This window comes from Pseudoxanthomonas sp. LjRoot143 (genome assembly GCF_964252945.1).
In the GTDB taxonomy this organism is placed as follows: domain Bacteria; phylum Pseudomonadota; class Gammaproteobacteria; order Xanthomonadales; family Xanthomonadaceae; genus Pseudoxanthomonas_A.
In genome coordinates, this window is the sequence record NZ_CAXUPM020000001.1 from 3,900,201 (window position 1) to 3,926,064 (window position 25,864).

Here is a 25,864-nt window from a genome sequence, read left to right on the forward strand (position 1 = left end):
GTTCACACGCCGTGGCGCACGACCTGATCCCCGCCGACGTCCGCAGCCGGTTGAAGGACCTGCGGCTGACCGCGCGCCGCGCCATCGGCGCGCAGGGGATCGGCGTGCACCACAGCCGCAGCCGCGGCGCCGGACTGGAGTTCGCCCAGTACCGCGCCTACGAACCCGGCGACGAACTGCGGCAGATCGACTGGAAGCTGTACGCGCGCTCGGACCGCTTCTTCGTCCGCGAGGCCGAACGCGAGAGTCCGCTGACGGTGTGGATCGTGCTCGATGCAACTGCGTCAATGACGCAGCGCGATGGCGAACGAGGCACCCGCTTCGATGCGGCGCGGCGGTTGACCGCCTGCATCGCCGAACTGGCGCTGCGGCAGGGCGACCGCTTCGGCCTGCTGGTGCTGCATGGCGATGGCGTGCGGCTGGTGTCGCCCGGCAACGGCGCGCGCCAGCGCGATCAGCTGCTGTTGGCACTGCGTGGACTGACAGCAGGCGGCATGTTTCCCGCCGCCGAGAAGCTCTCTCCGGTCTGGGAACGCATCGGCGCCGGCGACCTGGTGCTGGCGTTGAGCGACGGGTTCGACGAGGCGATGGTCGCGTTGATCGAACGCCTGGCCTCGGCACGCCGCGAAGTGTTGGCGATCCAGCTGCTCACCGCCGAGGAACGCGACTTTCCGTTCACCGGCGGCCATCGCTTCCGCGATCCGGAGACCGGTGAGGAACTGCTCGGCGACGCCGTCGCGCTGCGCGCCGATTACCTGCAACGTTTCGCCGAGGCGCAACGCCTGCTCGATGCGCGACTGGATGCCAGCGGCATCCGCCACGCGCGCTACTACACCGACCAGCCGCTGGATCTGCCGCTGCGGCGGCTGTTCGGTGCGCGCGACGCGGCGGAGTACGCATGAATCTGGCTCTGCTGTTGCCCGCCGGGTTGGCCGCGCTCGCCGCCGCGCTGCTGCCGCTGCTGCTGCATCTCGCGCGCCGCCACGAGCAGACACCGACCGACTTCGCCGCGCTGCGCTGGCTGCGGCAGAAGCCGAAGCCGCGCCACCGCATCCGCTTCGACGAATGGCCGCTGCTGCTGCTTCGGTTGCTGTTGCTGGCACTGCTCGCGCTGTGGCTGGCGAAGCCGGTGCTGTCCGGCGCGGACGACACGCGGCCATGGATCGTCGTCGTGCCTGGCGTCGATGTCGCATCCGCAGGCGAGCAGGCACGCAACGCGGATGCGCAACGACACTGGCTGGCGCCGGATTTCCCGTCGCTGGACACGCCTTCGCCTGCCGGTGGTCCCGCCATCGGCAGCCTGTTACGGCAGCTGGATGCGGAACTACCACCGGACACCCCGTTGACCGTCGTCGTGCCAGCGACGCTGCAAGGCGCTGATGCCGAGCGTCCAAGGCTGTCGCGCGCGGTGACATGGACGGTGGTCGACGGCGCGATGGCATCGGCATCCCGTCCCGCTTCAACGGCGCCAACCTTCGTCGTCCGCCATCCCGCGGGCAACGACACGGGCCTGCGCTACCTGCGTGCCGCGGCGCTGGCGTGGCAGCCAGCCGCGTCAACGACATCGACGCTGCGCGTCGGTACGCAGGACGAAGTCCTGCCTGCGATCACGACACCGCTCGTCTGGCTGGTCCCGGGCCCCGTGCCGGCGCGAGTCGTGCAGTGGATCGAGTCCGGTGGCACCGCGCTGCTGGCGAGCGACAGCGCGCTCGATGGCTTCGCTCCGACCTCGACGCCCTGGCGGGACGGCGACGGCGTCGCGCTGGTCGAGGCAGGCGCGCGGAAGGAAGGTCGCGTGCTGCGCTTCACCCGCCCGCTGCGACCGGACGCGATGCCGACCCTGGTCGAAGCCGATTTCCCACAGCACCTGCGGGCCCTGTTCGACACGCAGGCGGCCGCACCAACGCGCGTGCTTGCCACCGACTACGCGCCGTCGACAGGCGGCGCGACGTATCCGGTCGCACCGCACGACCTGCAACCCTGGCTGGCGCTGCTGATCGCGCTGCTGGCATTGGTCGAGCGCTGGATGGCCACGCGAAGCTCGCGGAACGTGGCGCCATGACCCTGTCGGCAACGGAACGTCTCGCGCAGGTACGCCGGCACGCAGGTGTCGGCCAGCTGCTGCTGGGCGCGGCGATTCCGGTGGCGGTGGGTGGCGTGCTGTGGCGAGTGGCGTCGCCCGGCGTCGCGATCGCCATCGCCGTCACGGGTATCGCACTGCTCGCGCTCCTCGCCTGGCGACGGACGCGCGCCTTCGACACACCGTGGCTCGTCCGCCAACTCGATGCGAGACGCAAGGATCTCGACGACAGCACCGACCTGCTGCTGGCGCCGCCGGCCACGCTGACCCCGTTGCAGCAGTTGCAGCAGGCCCGTGTACGCGAACGCCTGCGCACGCAGCCCGCACCGGACCTGCGCACGCCCTGGCCGTGGGCGCGCATCGCCGCGCTGTGGCTCACTGCGGCAGTGGTGATTGCGGCCGCGATGCTATGGCCTGGACGGACCGGCCAGCCCGGTGCGCTCACGCCTTCCGACGAGCCGGTGCCGACGACGCCCGGCATCCCGCATCTGGTCGCCCAGCGCCTGCACGTGGCACCGCCCGCCTACACCGGCATCGCCGCGCACGACGAAGCCACGCTCGACGCCAAGGCGCCGGTCGGTTCGCGGCTGGCGTGGACGCTGCGCTTCGCGCCGCAACCGGTCGCCGCCGCCCTCGTCTTCCACGACGGGCAGCGCATCGCGCTGTCGCGCGACGGCGACACCTGGCAGGCGACGCACGTGCTGGCGAGGTCGACGCTGTACCGCGTGGTCGCCGCCGGCACCGAAGACCAGCCACGAACGAAACTGCGACGGCTCGACGCGATTCCCGACCGCGCACCGGAGGTGAAGGTGCTGGCGCCGGACCGCGGGCTCAGCCTGGTGACGGTCGGGCAGACGCGCTGGGCGCTCGCGTTCGAGGCGCGCGACGACTTCGGCATCGCGCCGACCGCGATGCTGAAGCTGACGCTGGCGCAGGGCAGCGGCGAGAACATCGCGTTCAAGGAACAGGTGATGACGCTGCAAGGCAGCGGGCCGGCGAAGGCGCGCCGCTTCACCTCCTCGCTGGACCTGAAGGCGCTGGGCATGGCGGTGGGCGACGACCTGATCGCGCAGCTCACCGTGCAGGACAACCGCTCGCCCTCGCCGCAGCGCGCGCAGAGCCCCGGCCTGATCCTGCGCTGGCCGGCCGACCTCGGTCAGGAAAGCACCGGGCTGGAAGGTCTGGTGAAGAAGGTGATGCCGGCCTACTTCCGCAGCCAGCGCCAGATCATCATCGACGCCGAAGCGCTGCAGAAGCAGAAGCGCAGCTTGGCGGCGGACACGTTCGTCACCCGCGCCGACGCGATCGGCGTCGACCAGCGCATCCTGCGGCTGCGTTACGGCCAGTTCCTCGGCGAGGAGGCCGAGGGCGAACCCCAGCCCCCGCCGACCAACGATGCCGACGATGAGCACACGGACGACGACGGCCACGACCATGCCGGCGAATCCGCGCGGGCCGACGATGGCCACGGTCACGGCGAAGCGACCAGCGCGACCGGCGCCAGCTTCGGCCGCGAAGCGGACGTGCTGGAAGCGTACGGCCACACGCACGACCATGCGGAAGCGGCGACCCTGCTCGACCCGGAGACACGCGCCACGTTGAAGAAGGCGCTGGACCAGATGTGGCAGTCGGAACTGCACCTGCGCCAGGGCCATCCCGACCAGGCGCTTCCGCTCGCCTACAAGGCGCTGGAGTACATCAAGCAGGTGCAGCAGGCCACGCGCATCTACCTGGCGCGGGTGGGACCGGAGCTGCCGCCGATCGACGAGACGCGCCGGCTTGGCGGCGATCGCAAGGGCATCGCGCCGCGTGCGCTCGGCGCGCTCGAGCGCCCGGATGACGAAGACGCCGCACCGGCACGCGTCTGGGCGGCGCTGGCGAACGACACCGCACCCGCGGACGCCACCGATCTCGAAGCGTTGCAGGCGTGGCTGCGGACGAACGAAGCCCGCGTGCCGGATGCGCTGGACCTGTTCGCCGCCATCGACGAAGTCCGCGGCGATCCCGCCTGTGCTCCCTGCCGACAGCGCCTGCGTGCGCTGCTGTGGTCGGCCTCGCCGCAGCCGCCGGCGCAGGTGCCGCGACGCGGGGCGGTGGATGCGGCCGGTCGTCGTTACCTCGACGCCTTGCGGCAGGAGCCCTCGCGATGAACGTCGCCGCCTCGCTGCCGTGGTGGTTGGCCGGCGTGCTTACGCTCGTCGTGGCGATGGCGTGGGTGCGCCTGGCGCTATGGCGTCATCGCGCACCCAGCGACCAACGCGGCGCGCCGCTGCGCTTTGCCCTGCTCTGCCTGCTGCAACCGGTCGTCGCATCGCTGCTCTACCTCACCCTGCTGCCACCGCGGCAGGCGGCGACCACCGGCACGCTCGTGGTGATGACCGCGCAGGCAGAAGGCGTGGCCCTGCCCGCCGAGCTCCAGGGCCAGCCGCGCGTCGCGCTGCCGGAAGCGCCGGCGATGGCCGATGCCGAGCGCGTGCCGGACCTCGGCACCGCGCTGCGCCGGCATCCGGAGATCCGCAGCCTTCATGTCGTCGGCGCGGGGCTGGAAGCGCGCGATCGCGACGCCGCCGGCGGTCGCGCCCTCGCGTTCTCGCCGTCGCCGGTGCCGCGCGGACTGGTGCAACTGTCACCGGTCGCGACTGCGACGCCGGGTGCGCCGTTCGCCGTCAGCGGCCGCGTGCAGGGTGTGCCCAACGCGACCGTGGCTCTGCGCGATCCTGCCGGCCAGCGCATCGCCGCTGCCGCACCTGATGCGCAAGGCGTTTTCCATGTCGGCGGACTCGCCCGCCTGCCGGGACCCGCGCTGTTCCGCCTCGAGGTGCTGGATGCCGCGCGCCGCGTCGTCGACACCGCCACCGTGCCGGTATGGACACGGACGAACGCAGCGCCGCGCGTCTGGGCGTTGGCCGGCGCCCCGAACGCCGAGTTGAAATACCTGCGTCGCTGGGCGAGCGATGCCGGCATTCCGTTGCACCTGCAGATCAGTCTCGGCGGTGGCCTGCAGCTCGGTGACGCACCGCTGCCGATGAGCGCCGACACGCTGCGACGCTTCGACCTGGTGCTGCTGGATGCGCGCAGCGCGGCGGCGCTGGGCGACGGACAGCGCGCGGCGCTCATCGCGGCGATGCGCGATGGTCTCGGCGTGCTGGTGCGCACCGACGGTGCGCTGCCGGCAAGCGTGCAGCGGATGTTGGGTCTGTCGCTGGCCGGCAACGAAGAGATCGAATTCCACCTGCCGCGTCCTGCCCCCGACGACGACGCCTGGCGCGCCCGCCGCGGCGCCGGCACGACGGACGCGCCTGTCGACGCCGACGCCATACCGGCAGGCCTGCCGACCCTGGCGCGACGCGCGCTGCGCACGGCATCGCCGGACGCGATCCCGTTGCTGCGCGACGCCGAGGGCAGCGTCGTCGCCTGGTGGCGCGCGGAAGGACGCGGGCGGATCGGCGCGTGGACCCCGACGGATACCTATGTCCTGGTGCTGGCCGGGCATCCGGACGCGCATGCCGCCCTGTGGTCGCAGGCGGTCGGCACGCTCGCGCGTACGACGGCGGAGGCATCGCATTCCGTGCCGGACGATGCGCGCGTCACCCAGCGCGTCGTGCTCTGCGACCTCGCCGACAACGCCCGCGTCACCGCGCCGGATGGCCGGATCACCCGGCTGCAACGCGATGCGGCGACCGGCGGCGCGCAGTGCGCCGGCTTCTGGCCGCGCGTCGCCGGCTGGTACGAGCTGGGCGTAGGCGAGAAGACGACGCCGTTCCATGTACGCGCGGCGGACGACGCACCCACGCTCCACGCCATGGCCGTGCGCGAACAGACCCTGCAGCTGGCCGCACGACCACGGCCCGACGCCAGCCGCGCCATCGTCGAGGGGCCACGCGGATCGGCATGGCCGTGGTTCCTCGGCTTCCTGGTCGCTGCGGGCCTGCTCTGGTGGCTGGAGCGCCGTCGTCCGACCGCCGGTTAACGACTCTCGAATGTCCGATGCGTAATTCTTCCTTCAGTCCCAATCTTCCGGAGTGCCGCATGATCCGAACCGCGATTCCCGCCCTGCTGCTGACCCTGTCGCTGGCCGCGTGCTCCGCGCCCGATGCCGACGAGCAGACCGCCGCCGCCGAACAGTCCCAGGCGGCCGCCACCGAAGCCGCCGAACCGGCGCCCGCGGAACCGGCATCGACCGAGCTCGCCGGCACCTGCGACGACACCCAGGCGCAGTGGATCATAGGCAAGACCGCGACCGAGAAAGACATCGAGCAGGCGAAGACGGACAGCAAGTCCGAGGCTGTGCGCGCGCTCAAGCCCGGCGACGCGGCGACGATGGACTTCAACCCGAACCGTCTGAACATCATCCTCGACGACAAGGGCGCGGCGGCTTCGGTCAACTGCGGCTGATCGCGTCACGACAGGTTTCGAAGACGAGCCGCCTGTGCCTGCACAGGCGGCTTTTTCATGCGTGGCGATCGCATGCCGACACCGCCGAAAAAGTTGCCGTTGCAACCAACCACTGGCGTGGAATAGGTGTTGTTGCGGCATCGCAACAACTGTGATTTAGTCGGGTTTCCGGTGACATTTCGAAGTGCCGCTGCGTGGGCAGGGCACGGTGTCGCCGTCACTCCGGTTTGAGGCAACACATGGCCCCTCGCAATCGCCAAGGCGGCTTTGACCACGGTCTGTACGACCCGAACGACGAACGCGATGCCTGCGGTTTCGGCATGATCGCGCAACTCGACGACCAGCCCTCGCGTGCGCTGGTCGATACCGCCATCGCCGCGCTCTCGCGCATGACCCACCGTGGCGGTGTTGCCGCCGACGGACTCACCGGCGATGGCTGCGGCCTGCTGATCCGCAAACCGGACATCTTCCTCCGCGCACTCGCCGCGGAAGCCAACATCGCGGTCGGCGCGCGCTTCGCCGCCGGGCTGGTGTTCCTGCCCCACGACGAGGCGCAGGCCGCGCGGTGCCGCGCCACGCTGGAAGCCGAGCTGTTCCGCGCCGGCGCCACCCTGAAGGGCTGGCGCGTGCCGCCGACCAACGACAGCGTCTGCGGCCAGCTGGCGAAGGACACGTTGCCTCGCATCGAGCAGGTGTTCGTCGACGCCGGCGAGGACCAGAAGGACGAGGCGTTCGGACTGGCACTGTTCCTCGCGCGACGCCGCAGTGAACAGCAGCTGCGCGTGTCGGTGCCCGACTTCTACGTGGTCACGCTGTCGCCGCATGCCATCGGCTACAAGGGCATGGTGCTGCCGGACAAGCTGGCGGTGTTCTTCGCCGACCTGCAGCGCCCCGAGCTGGCCAGCAGCGCAGTCGTGTTCCACCAGCGCTTCTCGACCAACACGCTGCCGCGCTGGCCACTGGCGCATCCGTTCCGCCTGCTGGCGCACAACGGTGAGATCAACACCATCGAGGGCAACCGCCGCTGGGCGCAGGCGCGCAGCAAGGTGTGGAAGACGCCGCGCTTCGACATCGCCGAATTCGACCCGGTCATCTCGATGCACGGCTCCGACTCGCAGAGCCTGGACAACATGCTGGAGCTGCTGGTCGCCGGCGGCATGGAGTTGATCCAGGCGCTGCGCATCCTGGTACCGCCGGCGACGCAGTCGCTGGAGTTCAAGGACGCCGATCTCGCCGCGTTCTACGAGTTCTACGGCCTCAACACCGAACCGTGGGACGGCCCGGCCGGCATCGTCTCGATGGATGCGCGCTATGCCGCGTGCACGCTGGACCGCAACGGCCTGCGCCCCGCGCGCTGGATGCTGACCAGCGACCGCCACTTCATCGTCGCCAGCGAAGCCGGCGTGTGGGAAGTGCCCGCCGAGCGCGTGACCCGCAAGGGCAAGCTGGGCCCCGGCGAGATGATGGCGATCGACCTGCGTCGTGGCGACCTGCTCGACAGCGAGGCGGTGGACCGCATCAACCGCGGCCGCGCGCCGTACAAGCAGTGGCTGCAGCAGGGCGTCACCTACCTGCAGACCGAGTTGATCGATCCCTCGCTGGTCGAGGAGCCCTTCGACGAGAAGACGCTGCGTGGCTACCACAAGCTGTTCCAGCTCACGACCGAGGAAGTCGAGCAGGTGCTGCGGCCGCTCGCCGAAACCGAGCAGGAAGCCACCGGTTCGATGGGCGACGACACGCCGATGGCGGTGCTGAGCCGGCAGACGCGCCCGCTGTACGACTACTTCCGCCAGGCGTTCGCGCAGGTCACCAACCCGCCGATCGATCCGCTGCGCGAAGACTGCGTGATGTCGTTGACCACCCAGCTGGGCCGGGAGACCAACATCTTCCACGCCGGCGCGGAGACGGTGAACCACGTCATCCTCAACTCGCCGGTGCTGAGCCAGCGGAAGCTGCGGCAGCTCTTGAAGATGCCGCAGTACGTCGAGAAGAACCGCCTGATCGACCTGTCGTACGCGCCCGAGGAAGGCCTCAAGGCGGGCCTGGAACGGATCTGCCGCGAAGCCGAACAGGCGGCGCGCGATGGCGACGTCATGCTGCTGCTGTCGGACCGCTACCCGCAGCCGGGCCGGCCGATGGCCCACGCGCTGCTCGCCACCGGCGCGGTGCACCACCACCTGTGCCGCGTGGGCCTGCGCTGCGACGCCAACCTGATCGTCGAGACCGGTACCGCGCGCGACCCGCACCACATGGCCTGCCTGATCGGCGTCGGTGCGACAGCGGTGTATCCGTACCTCGCCTACCAGACGCTGTTCGACCTCGGCCGCCGCGGCATCCTGCAGATCAAGAAGGGCGGCGAACAGGCGCAGATCGGCCGCAGCTACCGCAAGGGCGTCTACAAGGGGTTGTCCAAGATCATCTCGAAGATGGGCATCTGCACCATCAGCAGCTACCGCGGCGCGCAGCTGTTCGAGATCGTCGGCCTCGACCCGGACGTGGTGGACCTGTGCTTCGCCGAAACCCCGTCGCGCATCGGCGGCGTCGGCTTCGAACGGCTCGACCTGGAAGCGCGCCAGCTGGATGCGCGCGCCTGGAACGACCGCGAGGCCCCGGAAGTCGGCGGCCTGCTGAAGTACGTGCATGGCGGCGAGTACCACATGTACAACCCGGACGTGGTGATGACGCTGCAGCGCGCGACGCGCACCGGCGATGCCCGCGACTGGCAGGCCTACGCCGACGTGGTGAACTCGCGTCCGCCGTCCGCGCTGCGCGACCTGTTGCAGCTCAGGAAGGCCGAGACGCCGACGCCGCTCGGCGAGGTCGCCGACGCGTCCGACCTGTTGCGCCGCTTCGACACCGCTGCGATTTCGCTGGGCGCGCTGTCGCCGGAAGCGCACGAGGCGCTGGCCATCGCGATGAACCGCCTCGGCGGCCGCAGCAACTCGGGCGAAGGCGGCGAAGATCCCGCGCGCTACGGCACCGAGAAGCGCAGCAAGATCAAGCAGGTCGCGTCCGGCCGCTTCGGCGTGACGCCGGAATACCTGGTCAACGCGGAAGTCCTGCAGATCAAGGTCGCGCAGGGCGCCAAGCCCGGCGAAGGCGGCCAGCTGCCCGGCCACAAGGTCAACGACCTGATCGCGCGGCTGCGCTACGCCAAGCCCGGCATCGGCCTGATCTCGCCGCCGCCGCACCACGACATCTATTCGATCGAAGACCTCGCGCAGCTGATCTACGACCTGAAGCAGGTCAATCCCAAGGCGCTGGTGTCGGTGAAGCTGGTCAGCCATGCGGGCGTGGGCACGATAGCCGCCGGCGTGGTGAAGGCCGGCGCCGACCTGATCACCATCTCCGGCCACGACGGCGGTACCGGCGCCAGTCCGGTCAGCTCGATCCGCTACGCCGGCGTGCCGTGGGAACTCGGCGTGGCCGAGGCGCACCACGCACTGGTGGTGAACCAGCTGCGCGACCGCACCGTGCTGCAGACCGACGGCGGCCTGAAGACCGGCCTCGATGTGGTGAAGGCCGCGCTGCTCGGCGCCGACAGTTTCGGCTTCGGCACCGGCCCGATGATCGTGCTGGGCTGCAAGTACCTGCGCATCTGCCACCTCAACAACTGCGCCACCGGCGTGGCCACCCAGGACGAGCGCCTGCGCACGCAGTACTTCACCGGCCTGCCGGAGCGGGTGGAGAACTTCTTCCGCCTGCTGTCCGAGGAAGTGCGGCAATGGCTGTCTTACCTGGGTGCGCGTTCGCTGGACGAGATCGTCGGCCGCACTGACCTGCTGCAGCAGATCGACGCGTCGCCGCGACAGGGCGTCAACGTCGATCTGTCGCGCCTGCTGAAGGGTGCGCAGTTCGACAGCAGCACCTGCGCGGCGCAGCGCCTGTACGAATCGCCCGACAGCCTGGCGACGCAACTCGACGGCCTGCTGGCCGAACCGATCCGCAAGAAGAGCGGCGGCGACCATCGCTTCCTGATCCACAACACCGACCGCAGCATCGGCACCCGCCTGTCCGGCGCCATCGCGCGCCAGCACGGCAACCAGGGCATGGCCGACGCGCCATTGAACCTGCGCTTCCGCGGCACCGCCGGGCAGAGCTTCGGCGCGTTCAACGCCGGCGGGCTGCAGATGGAACTGGAAGGCGAAGCCAACGACTACGTCGGCAAGGGCATGGCCGGCGGCCGGCTGGTGGTGCGTCCGCCGCGCGGTGCGCGCTTCGAGGCACGCAACACACCGATCATCGGCAACACCTGCCTGTACGGTGCGACCGGCGGCGAACTGTTCGCGGCCGGCCGCGCGGGCGAGCGCTTCGGCGTGCGCAACTCCGGCGCGCTGGCCGTCATCGAAGGTGCCGGCGACCACTGCTGCGAGTACATGACCGATGGCATCGTGCTGGTGCTGGGCAAGGTGGGCCTGAACTTCGGCGCCGGTTTCACCGGTGGCCTGGCCTACGTGCTCGACCTGGACCGCGATTTCGTCGACCGCTACAACCACGAGCTGATCGACATCCATCGCATCAGCCCGGAAGGCTTCGAGAGCCACCGCCAGCACCTGCATACGCTGATCAGCCGCCACCGCGAGCTGACCGGCAGCATTTGGGCGCAGCAGATCCTCGACGAGTTCCGCGACTACGTGGGCAAGTTCTGGCTGGTGAAGCCGAAGGCGGCGAGCATCGACTCGTTGAACGAGACCCTGCGGAGGGCTGCATGAGCAAGAAGCAGGTATTCCAGTTCCTCGACCTGCCGCGGACGATGCCGCAGCGCATCCCGCTGGAGCTGCGCACGGGCGGCGACTGGGGCGAGCTGTACGGCAAGTTCGGCAAGGACGAGGCGCAGTACCAGGCGGGTCGCTGCCTCGACTGCGGCAATCCCTACTGCAGCTGGAAGTGCCCGGTGCACAACGCCATCCCGCAGTGGCTGCAGCTGGTGCAGGAGAACCGCATCGAGGAAGCCGCGGCGCTGTGCCATTCCACCAACCCGCTGCCGGAAGTCTGCGGCCGCGTGTGCCCGCAGGACCGCCTGTGCGAAGGCAGCTGCACGCTGGAGGAGTTCGGCGCGGTCACCATCGGTGCGGTCGAGAAGTACATCGTCGACACGGCGCTGGCCAACGGCTGGCGCCCGGACCTCAGCGACGTGCAGCCGACCGGCAAACGTGTCGCCGTGATCGGTGCGGGACCGGCCGGCATCGGCTGCGCGGATCGCCTGGCGCGCGCCGGCATCCAGGCGGTGGTCTACGACCGCTACGAACAGATCGGCGGCCTGCTGCAATTCGGTATCCCCAGCTTCAAGCTCGACAAGAGCGTCATCGCCACGCGCCGCGAGGTGCTGGAAGGTATGGGCATCGAGTTCCGCCTGGGCGTGGAGGTCGGCCGCGACATCACGCTGGCGCAGCTGCTGGAGGAGTACGACGCCGTGTTCCTCGGCACCGGCGCCTACCGCTATACCGATGGCGGCCTGCCGGGCCAGGACCTGGACGGCGTGCTGCCTGCCCTGCCCTTCCTGGTGCAGAACGGCCGCATCGTCAGCGGCAACGATCCGTGGGGCCGCCCCATCGCCGGCTGGGAAGACAAGCTGCAGCTCCCTGACCTGCAAGGCAAGCGCGTGGTCGTGCTGGGCGGCGGCGACACCGGCATGGACTGCGTGCGTAGCGCGATCCGGCTGGGCGCGGCGAAGGTCACCTGCGCCTACCGCCGCGATGAAGCCAACATGCCCGGCTCCGCACGCGAAGTCGCGAACGCGCGCGAGGAAGGCGTGCGCTTCCTGTTCAATCGCCAACCGCTGGGCATCGTGGCCGGCGAGGATGGCTTGGTCGCCGGCGTGCAGGTGGTGGAAACGAAGCTGGGCGAGCCCGACGAACGCGGCCGCCAGAACGCGGTACCGATCGAAGGCAGCGAGTCGGTGCTGGAGGCGGACGTGGTGATCATCGCGTTCGGCTTCTCGCCTACCGTGCCGGCCTGGCTGGCCGAGGTCGGCGTCGAAGGCACGCCGAACGGCCGCATCGTCGCCGGCGGCGGCGACCGCCTGCCGTTCCAGACCACGCACCCGAAGCTGTTCGCCGGTGGCGATGCCGTCCGCGGTGCGGATCTGGTGGTCACCGCGGTCGCCGAAGGCCGCGATGCCGCCGGCAGCATCGTCACCCTGCTCTCGTAGAGCGGAGCTTGCTCTGCTGCGCTTGTCTTCGATTAACGCAAAGCCGAGCAAGCTCGGCTCTACGGAAGGCGATCAGGCCTTCAGCGTCGCCATGTCGATGACGAAGCGGTACTTCACGTCGCCCTTCAGCATGCGCTCGTAGGCGGCGTTGATCGCGTCCATGCGGATCGTCTCGATGTCGGACACGATGCCGTGCTTCGCGCAGAAATCGAGCATCTCCTGCGTCTCGCGGATACCGCCGATCAGCGAACCGGCAATCGAACGGCGCTTCAGGATCAGGTTGAACACGCCCGGCGACGGGTGCGGCTGGTCCGGCGCACCGACCAGGGCCATCGTGCCGTCGCGCTTCAGCGCATTGAGGAACGGGTCCAGGTTGTGCGGCGCGGCCACCGTGTTGACGATGAAGTCGAGCGTGTTGCCTTGTGCCGCCATCTGCGCGTCGTCCTTCGACACCACCACCTCGTCCGCGCCCAGGCGCAGCGCATCGTCGCGCTTGTTCGGCGAGGTGGTGAACAGCACCACGTGCGCGCCCATCGCCTTGGCGATCTTCACCGCCATATGGCCCAGGCCGCCGAGTCCGACCACACCGACCTTGCTGCCCGGCCCGACCTTCCAGTGCGCCAGCGGCGAGTAGGTGGTGATGCCGGCGCACAGCAGCGGCGCCACCGCGGCGAGCTGGGCTTCGTCATGGCGGATCTGCAGCACGTACTTGGCATCGACGACGATCTGGTCGGAGTAGCCGCCGTAGGTGTTCTCGCCGCCGAACAACGGACCGTTGTAGGTACCGGTGAAGCCGTTCTCGCAGTACTGCTCCTCGCCTTCCTGGCAGGAGGCGCAGGTACGGCAGCTGTCGACGATGCAGCCGACACCGGCCAGATCGCCGACCTTGAAGTCCTGCACGTTGGCGCCGACCGCGGTGACGCGACCGACGATCTCGTGGCCCGGCACCGAGGGATACAGGGTGTTCTGCCACTCGTTGCGCGCGGTGTGCAGGTCGGAATGGCACACGCCGCAGTAAAGGATGTCAATGCGGACGTCGTCCGGACCGGGTTCGCGACGCTCGAATGCGAACGCGGTCAGCGGTTGGTCGGACGACAGCGCGGCATAGCCGTGGGCCTGGCTCATGGGGGATTCTCCGGGGGATGGAACGAGGCGGAAATTCTAGACGCCGTCGATGACGGCACAACCCGTCGCTCATGGGTTTCACTGTCCCAATCGACCTCGACCCTCGCTTAGACTGTCGTTCCACCCACGACTTACGCTCCGTCATGCGCCTGGGCCTGGCCGCCAACCGCCTGCATCACCACACCGAGGACGCCGCGCTGTTCCGCTGGCTGCGCGCCTGCGAACCCGGCATCCGCGACCTGCAATTGGCGCTGCATGCGGTGGGCCGCACGCACGATGCGATCGCCGCCGCCGGCATGCTGCGCGGCTACGACGGGCTCAAGCGCTATCCGTACGGCCGCGATGGTGGGTTGATGAAGCTGGTGGCGGAAGTCGTCGGGCTGGAAGGTGCGGAGCGCAGCCTCGATGGCGCGATCTATTTCATCGATCCGGTCGACCCCTCGTCGATCTTCCCGGAAGCGACCGCGCTGAAGCGACAGTGCGTGATCCACGGCAAGCCGTTCCTGTCGACGGTGGCGTCGGCACGCGACTGGGTGGAGATGGAACGCATCCACGCCGGTTTCGCGCCGGACCGCGGCGCGGACCGCTTCCACGCTTTGGAATCGCAGACCCTGGCGCTGATCGCGCACGATGCGATGAAGCCGCAGATGCTCGCGTTCGCTGACACCCATTTCGACGTGCTGTCGCGCTTCGCGCACCGCATGGCGACCGGCACCACCGGCCTGCGCCTCAACGAACTGGCCTGGAGCCGCGGCTGGCCGCAGGACACACCGTGGGTCGAGCGTTTCCAGAGTGGTCCGCTCGGCGGCGACGCGCAGATCGCAGATCGCGTGCTGGAGCATCGTTGCCAGCGCGTGATCTTCTTCGAGGATCCGCACGTGGCCCGCCAGCACGAGGCCGACATCCAGCTACTGGAGCGCGCGGTGACCACCGTGACCGACGAGGCGGTGTGCACGACGTCACTGGCAGTGGCGAAGCGCTGGTGCGAGGCGGTCGACAAGCGTGCGCTTCTTGTAGGAGCGACGTAAGTCGCGACCGCACCTCTAAGCATTCCGTGGTGTCTTCTCCAGGATTGACCCACGCCACACCCAGTTTCGTTCTCGCGGTCGCGACTTACGTCGCTCCTACAGGAACAGCAGGAAAGAATGAACGCCCCACCCCGCCACCTGCTCAAGGACCTTTCCCTCTCCGCCATCGCCGCGGGCTTCGTCACCGTGCTGGTCGGTTTCGCCAGCTCGGCGGTGATCGTGTTCCAGGCGGCGCAGTCGCTGGGCGCAACGCCGGAAGAGATCAGTTCGTGGATGTGGGCGCTCGGCCTGGGCATGGGCCTGACCTGCATCGGCCTGTCGCTGCGCTACCGCATGCCGGTAGTGACCGCGTGGTCGACGCCGGGCGCGGCGATGCTGATCAGCAGCGCGGCCGGGTTGCCGCTGTCGGACGCCATCGGTGCGTTCCTGCTGTCGGCGCTGCTGATCGCGGTCTGCGGTTTCTCGGGCTTCTTCGAGCGGATGATCAGCCGCATCCCCGTGTCGCTGGCGTCCGGGATGCTCGCGGGGGTGCTGTTGCGGTTCGGCATCGATGCGTTCGCGGCCATGAAAACCCAGCTCGGCATGGTGCTGACGATGTTCGCGGTGTACCTGCTCGCACGCCGCCTGTTGCCACGTTACGCGGTGATTCTGACGTTGCTGGTGGGCATCGCGTTCGCGGCAGGCCTTGGTCTGTTGCACGTGGAGGGGCTGTCGCTGCAGCTGGCGAAACCGATCTTCACGACGCCGACGTTCTCGTTCGCCGCCATCGTCGGCATCGCGCTGCCGCTGTTCATCGTCACGATGGCGTCGCAGAACGTGCCCGGCGTGGCGGTGATCCGCGCGTCCGGCTATGCGATTCCGATCTCGTCCGTCGTCGGCTGGACCGGCGTGACCAACCTGCTGCTGGCCCCGTTCGGTGCGTTCGCACTGAACCTCGCGGCGATCACCGCGGCGATTTGCATGGGTCGCGAAGCGCACGAGGACGCGTCGCGCCGTTACGTCGCGGCTATCGCGGCCGGCGTGTTCTATCTGCTCGTCGGCCTGTTCGGTGCGACGGTGGCCGCGTTGTTCGCGGCGTTCCCGAAGGAACTGATCCTCGCCATCGCCGGCATCGCCCTGCTCGGCACCATCGGCAACAGCCTGGCCGCCGCGCTGCGCGAGGAAGCGGATCGCGAACCGGCGCTGGTGACCTTCCTCGTCACTGCATCGGGGCTGTCGCTGGGCGGCATCGGGTCGGCGTTCTGGGGACTGGTGGCGGGCGTCGTCACCCTGCTGGTGCTGCGTCGCCGCTGAGCGTTGTTCGGATGCAGCTCATGCTGGTGAACGCGGTGTGGAGTGTTCAGTTCCAGCGCGCGGGATTCACCTGAGGGTGATGCCGGCGTGGGCAGGATCGCCACTCCATCCTTGCAGGAGACGATCCCCATGCAGACCATCCGCTTCCGCCATCGCCTGTTGATGCTGGCCACGTTGGCCACCCTGTCCGGTGCCGCGTTCGCGCAGGCGCCTGCGCCGACCGCCGGCAAGGACGCGCTGAAGGAGCCGCAGGTGCGCGCACTGCTGACCGAGAAGGGCTACACCAAGGTCGACGATCTCGACTTCGAGGATGGCCAGTGGGAGACCGACGCCACCAGCGCGAACGGCGAGCGGGTCGACGTACGCATCAACCCGGCCACCGGCGACATCGTCGCCGAGAAGCTGGTGTCGAACCTGAGCGAGAACGACGTCAAGGCCAAGCTGGCCGCCGCCGGCTACTCCAAGATCCACGACGTGGATTTCGATGACGGCGTGTGGAAGGCCGAAGCCGAGCGCGCCGACGGCAACGATGTGGAGATCCACCTGGCCGCCAACACCAGCGAGATCATCCACGTCGAGAACGACTGACCGGTCACGCCAAGTGACGCACAAGGAAGGCCGTCCGAGGACGGCCTTCCTTGTTCAGGGTGCCTGACGCGCCGGAGGCCGTGCGAAGCGCCAGCCCACCAGGAACCCGCAGGCCAGCAGAAGCGCCGCCAGGTACCAGGGCGCGCCAGGGACATGGGCAGGCGCTTCCTTGCCGATGAACAGCGCGAAGGTACCGGCGAACAGCAGTGGCCCGATGATGCCCGCCAGACTCGCGAGGCTCATCAGCGCACCCTGCATGCGCCCTTGTTCACGCTCATCCACCTCGCGCGTGATCAGCGACTGTGTTGCGGGTGTCGCCAGTGCCCACAACGCACTGATCGGCAATCCGAGCAGGAATGCCGTGCCGACCGGCGCCCAACCGTAGACGACGAAACCGAGCGCGCCACACGCCAGCCCGAACAGCAACGTCCTGCGTTCGCTGAGTCGTTTCACCACGCGGCCGATCAGCAGGGCGTTCACGATCACGCTCAGGACGCCGACCGCTGCGAGCACCCAGCCGACCTCCTTCGGTCCCCACTGGAAGCGGTAGCCGGCGAACAGCACGAACACGCTCGGATAAACGAAGTGCGCGAGGTTGGCGATGAAGACGACTGCGACGAGGCCATACACCTGCGGGTAGCGCCTCAGCAATACCAGCGAACCGAAGGGATTGGCGTGCTTCCAGTCGATGCGTGGGGTCCGCTTCTCCGGCGCGAGCGATTCAGGCAGCACGAACCAGCCATAAAGGAAGTTCAGCGTCGCCAACGCGGCAGCGAACCAGAACGGAAGGCGCAGGTCGATGTCGCCGAGTGCGCCACCGATCAGGGGACCGATCACGAATCCCACGCCGAATGCAGCGCCGATCATGCCGAACGCCTGCGCGCGCCGCTCGGGTGGGGTGACGTCCGCGATGTACGCATTCGCCGTGGTGAAGCTTGCCGAGAAGACGCCCGAGAAAACCCGCGCCAGCAGGAGCAGCGGCAACGTGCCGGCGACCGCCATCAGGACGAAATCGGCGCCAAGTCCCAGGCAGGAAAAGAGGATCACCGGCCTGCGTCCGAAACGGTCGGACAGCGCACCCTGCACGGGTGAGCTGATGAACTGGATGGCGTAGAAGACGGTACCGAAGACACCGACCCAGATCGCGGCGCGCGCCGCGTCACCGCCCGTGAACTGCTTCACCAGATCCGGCAGCACCGGAATGATCACGCCGAACGACAGGATGTCGATCAGCACCGTGACGAAGATGAAGACCAGGGCGGCGCGACGGCCGGCGTGTGCGGGAGCTTCGGCGTTCACGAAAGGAACCGGCGAAAAGGTGCGCAAGTGTAGGGCATCGCCGACGCGTCCGGCGCCCTGCCAACCCCTGTAGGAGCGACGTCAGTCGCGACCACGGACCAGGGCGGTCCGTGCTGTTCGATGGTCACCGCCCGGATGCACTTCGACACATCCGGCACCACGTACGGGGCGAGCCTGCGGTCGCGACTGACGTCGCTCCTACAGTGTGCTCACCGAGATCACCTGGCTCAGCCGGTGACGCTGGCCCGGTTCCAGCTCGATGGCATCGTCGCTGGCGTTCGCCGCCTCCAGGCAGACGAACGCCCGCCAGCCGTCGTCGGGCATGTCGGCGATGGCGGCCGCACCGGCCTCACCCGGATTCCACACCACCAGCGAACGGCTGCCGAAGGTGTCCAGGCGGATACGGCGACCACCGGCGGGATCGAGCAGATCGAAGCGGTGCCCGGTGCCGGCATAGATACGGTCGCTGCGGCCGGGATCGCGCGGATCGTGCAGCGACCACTCGCCGGACTGCACATGCGTGCCACCGTCGTACTTGTCGTCGTAGCGCAGCCCATCCAGGCCGGTGACCCGTACCTGCGCCGCGTCGGCGACACGGAAGTAGGTGTGCAGGGCCTGTGTCAGCCGGTAGGGCGCATCGTCACGATGCAGCGTGTCGATGCTTTGTCGCAGTTCGCGACCCACATGGATCGACATGTGCAGTTCCAGCGGCACGCCATCGCGCAGCGGAAGCGCCAGCTTCAGCACGGCAGTGCCATCCGCTTCGCGCTTCACCTCGGTCAGCGGCCACCGCGAGATGCGTGCATGGCCGTGCTGGATGGCATCGTCCGGCTGCCCCTGCTTGCCGAAGTACGGCCAGCAGACCGGCACGCCGCCGCGGATCGCCTTCGGTGGCCGCGACGTCGTCGGCGACACCCACAGCAGGTCGTCGAAGCCGGCCGGTACGAACGACAGCAGCTGTGCGCCATGCAGGCTGAGGCGGGCGACGGAGAACGGCGTCTCCACGCGCAGTACATCGATGCCCTGCCAGGTTTCGCGGGTGACGCCTTCGGGAAGGGCACTCATGGCTTCGGGGCTTCCGCTGGTGCGACCGGCGGACCTTCCGCTTTCAGCGCGGCGAGGATCTTCGTACCGGCGCGCCCGTCGGCGGGCAGCAGGCCTAAACGCTGCTGTTCGACCACGATGGCCCGCCGCGTCTGCGTACCGATCATGCCGTCGGCGGTGCCGATGGCATGGCCACGGGCGAGCAGCAGGGTCTGCAGTTCGCGTCGCTGCGGACGCCCGATCCCGGGATCGTCTGTTGGCCAGGCGGCGACCAGCCCCGTGCCGCCACGCAGGCGGTCCGCCAGCAGCGCGATGGCCAGGGCGTAGCTCTCGGCCGCGTTGTAGGAATAGATCGCGTCGTAGTTCTTGAACACGACAAACGCCGGGCCATTGACGCCGGTCGGCACCAGCACCGCGGCGTTACGGTCGTCGGCCGGCAACGGTTGGCCGTCGACGCGGGCGATGCCCTGCGCCACCCACTGTGTCAGCGGCTTCCGGCTGGTGCGCCCGGCCTGCCCGATGTCGAAGCCGGCGGGCAGCTTCACCTCGTAGCCCCACGGTTCGCCGGTACGCCAGCCGGACTTCACCAGGTAGTTGGCGGTCGATGCGAGCGCATCGGGAATGCTGTCGATCAGGTTGCGGCGCCCATCGCCATCGAAGTCGACCGCGATGCGCTGGTAGGTGCTGGGCATGAACTGCGTATGCCCGAACGCGCCGGCCCAGGACCCGTTCAAGCCATCCACCCGCACGTCGCCCGCCTGCAACAGTTTGAGCGTGGTCAGAAACTCGCCGCGGAAGAACGCCTGCCGCCGGCCGAAACACGACAGCGTGGACAGCGACACCAGCAGCGGCCGCTTGCCGAACACGCGGCCGTAGTCGCTCTCCACGCCCCACACCGCGACGACGGTGGCGGGGTCCACGCCGTAGGCCTGCGACACCCGGCCCAGCAGCTCGGCATGCGTGGTCAGCATCGCCTGCCCATCGCTGACGCGCTGGTCGTCGACGAGGGCCGCCAGGTAATCCCACAGCGGCGTGGTGAATTCGGGCTGCGCATCCAGCAGGTCCAGCACGCTCATGTCAGCGACCAGATCCTTCGTGTAGGTATCGAACGTGGTCGCGGTGATGCCCTGCTTCTCGGCGACGCTGCGCAGGCTGGCCATGCAGGCGGTGAAAACCGGGTCGGCAGCGGGAGCAGTAGCTGGCGGCGCGACGGGCGATGGCACTGCGGGCAGGGTCTGTGCCACGGCAGGAGTTGCAGCCATCAACGTAAGCCAGAGAATGGATGCGCGCGAGATCATGACGGCCTCCCTGGCCTTCGGGGGAGGGCTCACTTTGCCTCGCGACGCCATCGAAGCCAAGTCGCAGGCGGGCATCGCGCGGAATCCTTCGGGAAAACAGCGCGAGATGCGGCTCGCGAGGTCGAACCAGAACCGCCTCAGTCAGCCGGACACGATGAAGGCTGGAACAGCACGTCCTCCGGCCAGACCAGAGCGGCCGTCCCAGTGGATGACGAAACCCGCTGCGCCCAGCAGTAGAAGCTCTCGAGCCCAATCTCCTGTCTGCGCTCGTCCAGCTTCGTCGGCGTCACGATGTCGTAGAACTCGACGACACCCTGGCCATTCCTGAAGTACTGCATGCCGTACACCTGGGCCTGGTCGGTGAGGCGACGATTCCTGTCGACCAACGATGCCAGTTGCCTGCCGTCGGCTTCGTCTGCCAGGACAGCCTGCTTCATCTGCTGGGCGGCCGATGCCTGGTACTGCGGATCCATGTCGGCATGCTGGGTCAGCAGCCACGCCGCCTTCGCCGCCTCCTCGCCGATGGCCGAACGCTTCGGCCAGCCACACGAGCCGACGACACCCCGCATGAATTTGGCGTTGTCCGCGTCGATGTCCAGTACCTTGTCCAGTGCCACCTTCGATTCTGGTGACGCGGTCAATGCGTTGCGCGCTGCTTGGTCTCCATCGCGGCGCTGCAGCAGTTCGTGCCGCAGTGCCGCTGGCGCACAGTCGACCGGGGCGCCGGAGCCGGCGGACGCAGACACCGGCACCGTGAGCAGAAGCCAGCCTGCCGAGAGAAGTCCTTTTCTTGCACCCATCGCGATCATGCTCCTTACTTCACCAGGACAACGTACTCCACCACCTCCATCGGCGGCACTGTTTCCCACGAGCGCCGGTACACCATCCGCACCTTCGTCTCCCCCGCCTTGTCCGCACGGAACCACCAGCGTGCCATCGAGGGAGCGCCCGGCATCGGCGGCTGGGTATCCATCGGCGGCGGCGTGGCCGGGCCCGTGGTGCGCGACAGCACCGGGGCGCCGTCGGCGGTGAATTCCCACTGGTAGCCGGTGCTGGCATTGGACATCAGTGCGATCTCCAGCACCTGGCCCACCTGCATCGAGATGGGTCCCTTGCCTTGCGGGCGGACCAGGCCATCGTCCGGCAGCGCGGCCGGAGGCGGACCGCTACCGGTCGCGGGGCTGCTCGCACAGGCGGACAGCAGGACGCACAGGCCGGGCAGCAGCAGTGATCGCATGGTCGCGTCCTCCCTGGAGACGCCGCCGTTATACACCCCGGCTTTAGGGCCCGTCCGTAAAATGGCGGCATGAACAACACCCCCCAGGACTCCTCGCTGGGTCGCGAGGTCGCGTATCCCGCGCACTACGACCCGACCCTGCTGTTCCCGATCCCGCGCCAGGGCGCGCGCGACGAGATCGGCATCGCCGCCGATGCCCTGCCCTTCATCGGCCACGACCGCTGGCACGGCTACGAGCTGAGCTGGCTCGACGCCCGCGGCAAGCCGCGCGTGGCGACGGCCACGCTGACGGTGCCCTGCACCTCGCCCTGCCTGATCGAATCGAAGTCGCTCAAGCTCTATCTCAACTCGCTCAACAGCACGCGCTTCAACAGCGATGCCGCCGTGCTCGAACGCATCGCCACCGACCTGTCGGCGCGCGCGGGCGCGGACGTGCAGGTGGTGTTCGGCCTGCCGCCGATGGCGGACGCGCCGGAAGGCGAGTCGATCGACGGGCTGGACGTCGAGATCGACCATTACGGTCCGCCACGCGCCGAGTTCCTGGCCGCCGATCCGGACGAACAGGTCGAGGAAGTGCTGTCGTCCGAGCTGCTGAAATCGAACTGCCCGGTCACCGGCCAGCCGGACTGGGCAACCGTCGTCATCCGCTATGCCGGCCCGCGCATCGACCGCGTCGAGCTGCTGCGCTACCTGGTGAGCTTCCGCGACCACGCCGAGTTTCACGAGCAGTGCGTCGAACGGATTTTTCACGATCTGCTGGCGCATTGCCGTCCAGCCTCGCTGTCGGTCGAAGCGCGGTACACGCGGCGTGGTGGCCTGGATATCAATCCCTGGCGCGCCACCGCCGACATGAATGTCCCGCTCATGAAGCGCGACGTACGACAGTAAGGTTACTCACGTAACAATAGAGCCGGTTTCACGTGCGCGCTATGGATTCTTAACAGAGCGCGTGCAACGCTTTGCGCATCCCAACGGCCCGCCAGGAAGGGTGGTTGCAATGAGCACAGAAAAGAAAGCGGATTTCTCGGACGTCACCGCCAAGGTGGACTCCACTGCTGAGAAAGCAGCGGATTTCTCCGACGTGACCGCACGCGTCGACAGTACTGCTGAAATCGTCGGCGAACAAAGCTACACCATCGAGAAGGGCGACACGCTCTCGAAGATCGCCAAGACGCACTACGGCAGTGCCAATGCGTGGAAGCAGATCTTCGAAGCCAACCGCGACGTCATCGACGATCCGGATCGCATTTTCCCGGGGCAGGTCATCAAGCTGCCGCCGAAGCCTGCCGAAGCCTGATCGCCTCCCACTTCATTACAAGGACCGAACCCATGAAGCACAACCGCATCTCCTATGCCCTGGCCGCCGCGCTGGTCGGCACCGTCGCGCTGGTCGGCTGCAAGAAGAAGGAAGAACCCGTCGTCGCGCCGCCGGCCGCTGTCGAACCCGCGCCCGCGCCTGTCGAGCCTGTTCCCGCGCCGGCACCTGTCAGCGCGACCAGCGTCACCGTGGGCAACACGGCTGCAGCCGACAAGTCCGTGGCCGCTGTCGGCATGTTCGGCGTGAAGGACAAGATCATCGTGTCGGTGAAGACCGACGCTGCGACGCCGGCCAATGCCGTGATCGACGCCAAGCTGACGTTCCAGGACGGTCAGGTGGCCGGTCAGCAGACGGCCAACGTCGTCGCCGGCGGCGTCGACACCACCAACGTCGAATTCACCAAGGCGACCGACTGGCCCGCCGGCAAGTACAAGGTCGACGTGACCTTGAACGGCCAGCCGGTCGGCATCACGCAGGAAATCGAAGTCAAGTAATCCCCGCAAGACCAAGGCTCTCTCCCACGTGTGTGGGGCAAGCTCGGGCGTGGAGTGATCCACGCCCGCTTTTTTTGCGCGTTTCCTGACTCTGGTCGTTCCCGTTGCAACGATGTCGCGCTCGCCGCCGTGTCCCGGGACATGACCCTGCGACACACTGCGATCCATACCCCCTCGTTTTGCCCTGCGTGCGCTGGCGCGCGACAATGGCGCGCTGAATTCCCCATCGCCCCCTTGTCGAGAGTCCTGATCCCCATGTCGGATACGCCCCGCATCATCTACACCCTCACCGATGAAGCCCCGTTCCTCGCCACCCAGTCGCTGCTGCCGATCGTCGAAGCGTTCACCGCGCCGGCCGGCATCGCCGTGGAGACCCGCGACATCTCGCTCGCCGGCCGCCTGCTGTCGCAGTTCCCCGAATACCTGAGCGACGCGCAGAAGATCAGCGACGACCTGGCCGAGCTGGGCCAGCTGGCGACGCAGCCGGAAGCCAACATCATCAAGCTGCCGAACATCAGCGCCTCGGTGCCGCAGCTGAAGGCCGCCATCAAGGAACTGCAGGCGCAGGGCTATCCGCTGCCGGACTACCTGGACGAGCCCAAGGACGACAAGGAGAAGGACGCCAAGGCGCGCTACGACAAGGTCAAGGGCAGCGCGGTGAACCCGGTGCTGCGCGAAGGCAACTCCGACCGCCGTGCGCCGCTGTCGGTCAAGAACTTCGCCCGCAAGCATCCGCACCGCATGGGCGCCTGGAGCACGGAGTCGAAGTCGCACGTCGCGCACATGGCGTCCGGCGACTTCTTCGGCAGCGAGCAGTCCGCCACGCTGGCCGCCGATGGCGCGCTGAAGATCGAACTGGTCGCCAACGACGGCACCGTCACCGTCCTCAAGGACAAGGTGAAGGTGAAGGCGGGTGAGATCGTCGACGCCGCTTCGATGAGCCGCAAGGCGCTGGCCGCGTTCGTCGCCGCCGAGATCGCCGACGCCAAGGCCAAGGGCGTGCTGTTCTCGCTGCACCTCAAGGCCACGATGATGAAGGTCTCCGATCCCATCATGTTCGGCGTGGTCGTCAACGAGTTCTACAAGGCCGCACTCGCCAAGCACGCCGCCGTGCTGGAGCAGATCGGCTTCGACGCCAACAACGGCATCGGCGACCTTTACAGCCGCCTGGGCGCGCTGCCGGCCGACCAGCAGGAAGCCATCAAGGCCGACCTGCAGGCCGTGTATGCCGACAGCGCCGCGGTGGCGATGGTGAACTCCGACAAGGGCATCACCAACCTGCACGTGCCGAGCGACGTGATCGTCGACGCCTCGATGCCGGCGATGATCCGCGACTCCGGCAAGATGTGGAACGCCGAGGGCAAGCTGCAGGACACCAAGGCCGTCATCCCCGATCGCTGCTACGCCGGCATCTACCAGGCGGTGATCGACGACTGCCGTGCGAACGGCGCGTTCGATCCGGCGACGATGGGCAGCGTGCCCAACGTCGGCCTGATGGCGCAAAAGGCCGAGGAGTACGGCAGCCACGACAAGACCTTCCAGATCGCGGCCGACGGCACCGTGCGCGTCACCGACGAGGCCGGCAAGGTCGTGTTCGAGAGCAACGTGGAAGCCGGCGATATCTGGCGCATGTGCCAGACCAAGGATGCGCCGATCCAGGACTGGGTGAAGCTGGCCGTCGGCCGCGCGCGCCTGAGCAAGACACCGGCGATCTTCTGGCTGGACAAGGCCCGCGCGCACGACGCACAGGTGATCGCCAAGGTCGAGCAGTACCTGAAGGACTACACCATCGACGCGCTGGACATCCGCATCCTGCCGCCGGTCGAGGCGATGAAGGTGTCGCTGGAGCGCACCCGCAAGGGCGAGGACACCATTTCGGTGACCGGCAACGTGCTGCGCGACTACCTGACCGACCTGTTCCCGATCATGGAGCTGGGCACCAGCGCCAAGATGCTGTCGATCGTGCCGCTGATGGCCGGTGGCGGCCTGTTCGAGACCGGCGCCGGCGGTTCCGCGCCGAAGCACGTGCAGCAGTTCCTGGAAGAGGACTACCTGCGCTGGGATTCGCTGGGCGAGTTCCTCGCGCTGGCGGCGTCGCTGGAACACCTGGGCCAGCGTTACCTCAACACGCCGGCCAAAGTGCTGGCCAACGCGCTGGACATGGCCAACGGCCGCATCCTCGATGAGAACCGCTCGCCCGCGCGCAAGGTCGGTGAACTCGACAACCGCGGCAGCCACTTCTACCTGGCGCAGTACTGGGCGCAGGCCCTGGCCGAGCAGGACGAGAACGCTGAACTGAAGGCGAAGTTCGCGCCGCTGGCGAAGGCACTGGTCGACAACGAGTCGACCATCCTCGGCGAGTTGAACGGCGCGCAGGGCAAGGCGCTGGATATCGGCGGTTACTACCATCCCGACATCGCCAAGACCTCCGCTGCCATGCGGCCCAGCAAGACGTTCAACGACGCACTGGCTGCGCTGTAATCGCGGCGGCGATGCCGTAACGGCATCGCTGTA

Annotated in this window: 20 protein-coding genes; 14 read left to right on the forward strand and 6 right to left on the reverse strand. The window is 68.3% G+C overall.

The annotated features are described in order from the left end of the window. Positions 1 to 11: 11 nt before the first annotated feature. The 7 genes from ACSQ1W_RS18725 to ACSQ1W_RS18755 all read left to right on the forward strand — a co-directional run bounded on the left by ACSQ1W_RS18725 (position 12) and on the right by ACSQ1W_RS18755 (position 12,626). Positions 12 to 902 (forward strand): DUF58 domain-containing protein, encoded by an 891-nt coding sequence (locus ACSQ1W_RS18725; RefSeq protein ID WP_192274000.1) that lies wholly within the window; start codon positions 12 to 14, stop codon positions 900 to 902. Continuing rightward, entirely contained in the window at positions 899 to 2,062 is a 1,164-nt protein-coding gene (locus ACSQ1W_RS18730; RefSeq protein WP_436045341.1) for a BatA domain-containing protein, read from the forward strand. The genes ACSQ1W_RS18725 and ACSQ1W_RS18730 overlap by 4 nt, the downstream gene beginning before the upstream one ends. Then, positions 2,059 to 4,230 (forward strand): hypothetical protein, encoded by a 2,172-nt coding sequence (locus ACSQ1W_RS18735; protein ID WP_436045343.1) that lies wholly within the window; start codon positions 2,059 to 2,061, stop codon positions 4,228 to 4,230. Before ACSQ1W_RS18730 ends, ACSQ1W_RS18735 begins: the two co-directional genes overlap by 4 nt. Beyond that, the gene (locus tag ACSQ1W_RS18740) at positions 4,227 to 6,050 is read left to right on the forward strand and encodes a carboxypeptidase regulatory-like domain-containing protein (protein WP_436045345.1); all 1,824 of its coding nucleotides are present in this window, start codon (positions 4,227 to 4,229) and stop codon (positions 6,048 to 6,050) included. Before ACSQ1W_RS18735 ends, ACSQ1W_RS18740 begins: the two co-directional genes overlap by 4 nt. Positions 6,051 to 6,109: 59 nt before the next feature. After that, the gene (locus ACSQ1W_RS18745; protein WP_192274004.1) at positions 6,110 to 6,475 is read left to right on the forward strand and encodes an I78 family peptidase inhibitor; all 366 of its coding nucleotides are present in this window, start codon (positions 6,110 to 6,112) and stop codon (positions 6,473 to 6,475) included. 239 nt (positions 6,476 to 6,714) lie between these two features. Further along, on the forward strand, positions 6,715 to 11,187 hold the full coding sequence (gene gltB, locus ACSQ1W_RS18750) for a glutamate synthase large subunit (protein ID WP_436045348.1): 4,473 nt from the start codon (positions 6,715 to 6,717) through the stop codon (positions 11,185 to 11,187). Beyond that, positions 11,184 to 12,626, forward strand: a complete 1,443-nt coding sequence (locus ACSQ1W_RS18755) for an FAD-dependent oxidoreductase (RefSeq protein WP_436045350.1) — start codon at positions 11,184 to 11,186, stop codon at positions 12,624 to 12,626. The genes gltB and ACSQ1W_RS18755 overlap by 4 nt, the downstream gene beginning before the upstream one ends. A gap of 72 nt (positions 12,627 to 12,698) precedes the next feature. Here ACSQ1W_RS18755 and ACSQ1W_RS18760 read toward each other — a convergent pair whose 3' ends face one another. Beyond that, complete coding sequence (locus tag ACSQ1W_RS18760; protein ID WP_436045351.1) at positions 12,699 to 13,751, reverse strand: NAD(P)-dependent alcohol dehydrogenase; 1,053 nt, start codon at positions 13,749 to 13,751, stop codon at positions 12,699 to 12,701. Positions 13,752 to 13,894: 143 nt separating this feature from the next. On the opposite strand from ACSQ1W_RS18760, the gene ACSQ1W_RS18765 reads away from it, so the two are divergent. The 3 genes from ACSQ1W_RS18765 (at position 13,895) to ACSQ1W_RS18775 (ending at position 16,660) form a co-directional block, all read left to right on the forward strand. Then, positions 13,895 to 14,779: a methylglyoxal synthase gene (locus ACSQ1W_RS18765; protein ID WP_436045353.1), complete on the forward strand. Its 885-nt coding sequence runs from the start codon at positions 13,895 to 13,897 to the stop codon at positions 14,777 to 14,779. A 117-nt stretch (positions 14,780 to 14,896) separates the two neighbouring features. Beyond that, positions 14,897 to 16,072, forward strand: a complete 1,176-nt coding sequence (locus ACSQ1W_RS18770) for a benzoate/H(+) symporter BenE family transporter (RefSeq protein WP_436045355.1) — start codon at positions 14,897 to 14,899, stop codon at positions 16,070 to 16,072. Positions 16,073 to 16,201: 129 nt separating this feature from the next. Beyond that, the gene (locus ACSQ1W_RS18775; protein WP_436045356.1) at positions 16,202 to 16,660 is read left to right on the forward strand and encodes a PepSY domain-containing protein; all 459 of its coding nucleotides are present in this window, start codon (positions 16,202 to 16,204) and stop codon (positions 16,658 to 16,660) included. Positions 16,661 to 16,714: 54 nt separating this feature from the next. Here the strand turns inward: ACSQ1W_RS18775 and ACSQ1W_RS18780 are convergent, their stop codons facing one another. The 5 genes from ACSQ1W_RS18780 to ACSQ1W_RS18800 all read right to left on the reverse strand — a co-directional run bounded on the left by ACSQ1W_RS18780 (position 16,715) and on the right by ACSQ1W_RS18800 (position 21,538). Next, a complete protein-coding gene (locus tag ACSQ1W_RS18780; protein ID WP_436045358.1) occupies positions 16,715 to 17,959 on the reverse strand; it encodes a TCR/Tet family MFS transporter in 1,245 nt (414 codons plus the stop codon). A 198-nt stretch (positions 17,960 to 18,157) separates the two neighbouring features. Continuing rightward, positions 18,158 to 19,024, reverse strand: a complete 867-nt coding sequence (locus ACSQ1W_RS18785) for a D-hexose-6-phosphate mutarotase (protein WP_436045360.1) — start codon at positions 19,022 to 19,024, stop codon at positions 18,158 to 18,160. After that, on the reverse strand, positions 19,021 to 20,265 hold the full coding sequence (locus ACSQ1W_RS18790; protein WP_436045362.1) for a lytic murein transglycosylase: 1,245 nt from the start codon (positions 20,263 to 20,265) through the stop codon (positions 19,021 to 19,023). The genes ACSQ1W_RS18785 and ACSQ1W_RS18790 overlap by 4 nt, the downstream gene beginning before the upstream one ends. Before the next feature lie 173 nt (positions 20,266 to 20,438). Next, complete coding sequence (locus ACSQ1W_RS18795; RefSeq protein ID WP_192274014.1) at positions 20,439 to 21,110, reverse strand: DUF6624 domain-containing protein; 672 nt, start codon at positions 21,108 to 21,110, stop codon at positions 20,439 to 20,441. Positions 21,111 to 21,115: 5 nt separating this feature from the next. Further along, positions 21,116 to 21,538 (reverse strand): protease inhibitor I42 family protein, encoded by a 423-nt coding sequence (locus ACSQ1W_RS18800; protein ID WP_436045364.1) that lies wholly within the window; start codon positions 21,536 to 21,538, stop codon positions 21,116 to 21,118. A 69-nt stretch (positions 21,539 to 21,607) separates the two neighbouring features. Here ACSQ1W_RS18800 and queF point away from each other — a divergent pair, with 69 nt between their 5' ends. From queF to ACSQ1W_RS18820, 4 genes are all read left to right on the forward strand, one after another. Further along, positions 21,608 to 22,426, forward strand: coding sequence for an NADPH-dependent 7-cyano-7-deazaguanine reductase QueF (gene queF, locus ACSQ1W_RS18805; protein ID WP_436045366.1), 819 nt, complete (start codon positions 21,608 to 21,610; stop codon positions 22,424 to 22,426). A gap of 109 nt (positions 22,427 to 22,535) precedes the next feature. Continuing rightward, a complete protein-coding gene (locus ACSQ1W_RS18810) occupies positions 22,536 to 22,835 on the forward strand; it encodes a LysM peptidoglycan-binding domain-containing protein (protein WP_192274017.1) in 300 nt (99 codons plus the stop codon). A gap of 32 nt (positions 22,836 to 22,867) precedes the next feature. After that, positions 22,868 to 23,350 (forward strand): hypothetical protein, encoded by a 483-nt coding sequence (locus ACSQ1W_RS18815; RefSeq protein ID WP_192274018.1) that lies wholly within the window; start codon positions 22,868 to 22,870, stop codon positions 23,348 to 23,350. A 255-nt stretch (positions 23,351 to 23,605) separates the two neighbouring features. Next, a complete protein-coding gene (locus ACSQ1W_RS18820; protein WP_436045369.1) occupies positions 23,606 to 25,831 on the forward strand; it encodes an NADP-dependent isocitrate dehydrogenase in 2,226 nt (741 codons plus the stop codon). Positions 25,832 to 25,864: the final 33 nt, after the last annotated feature.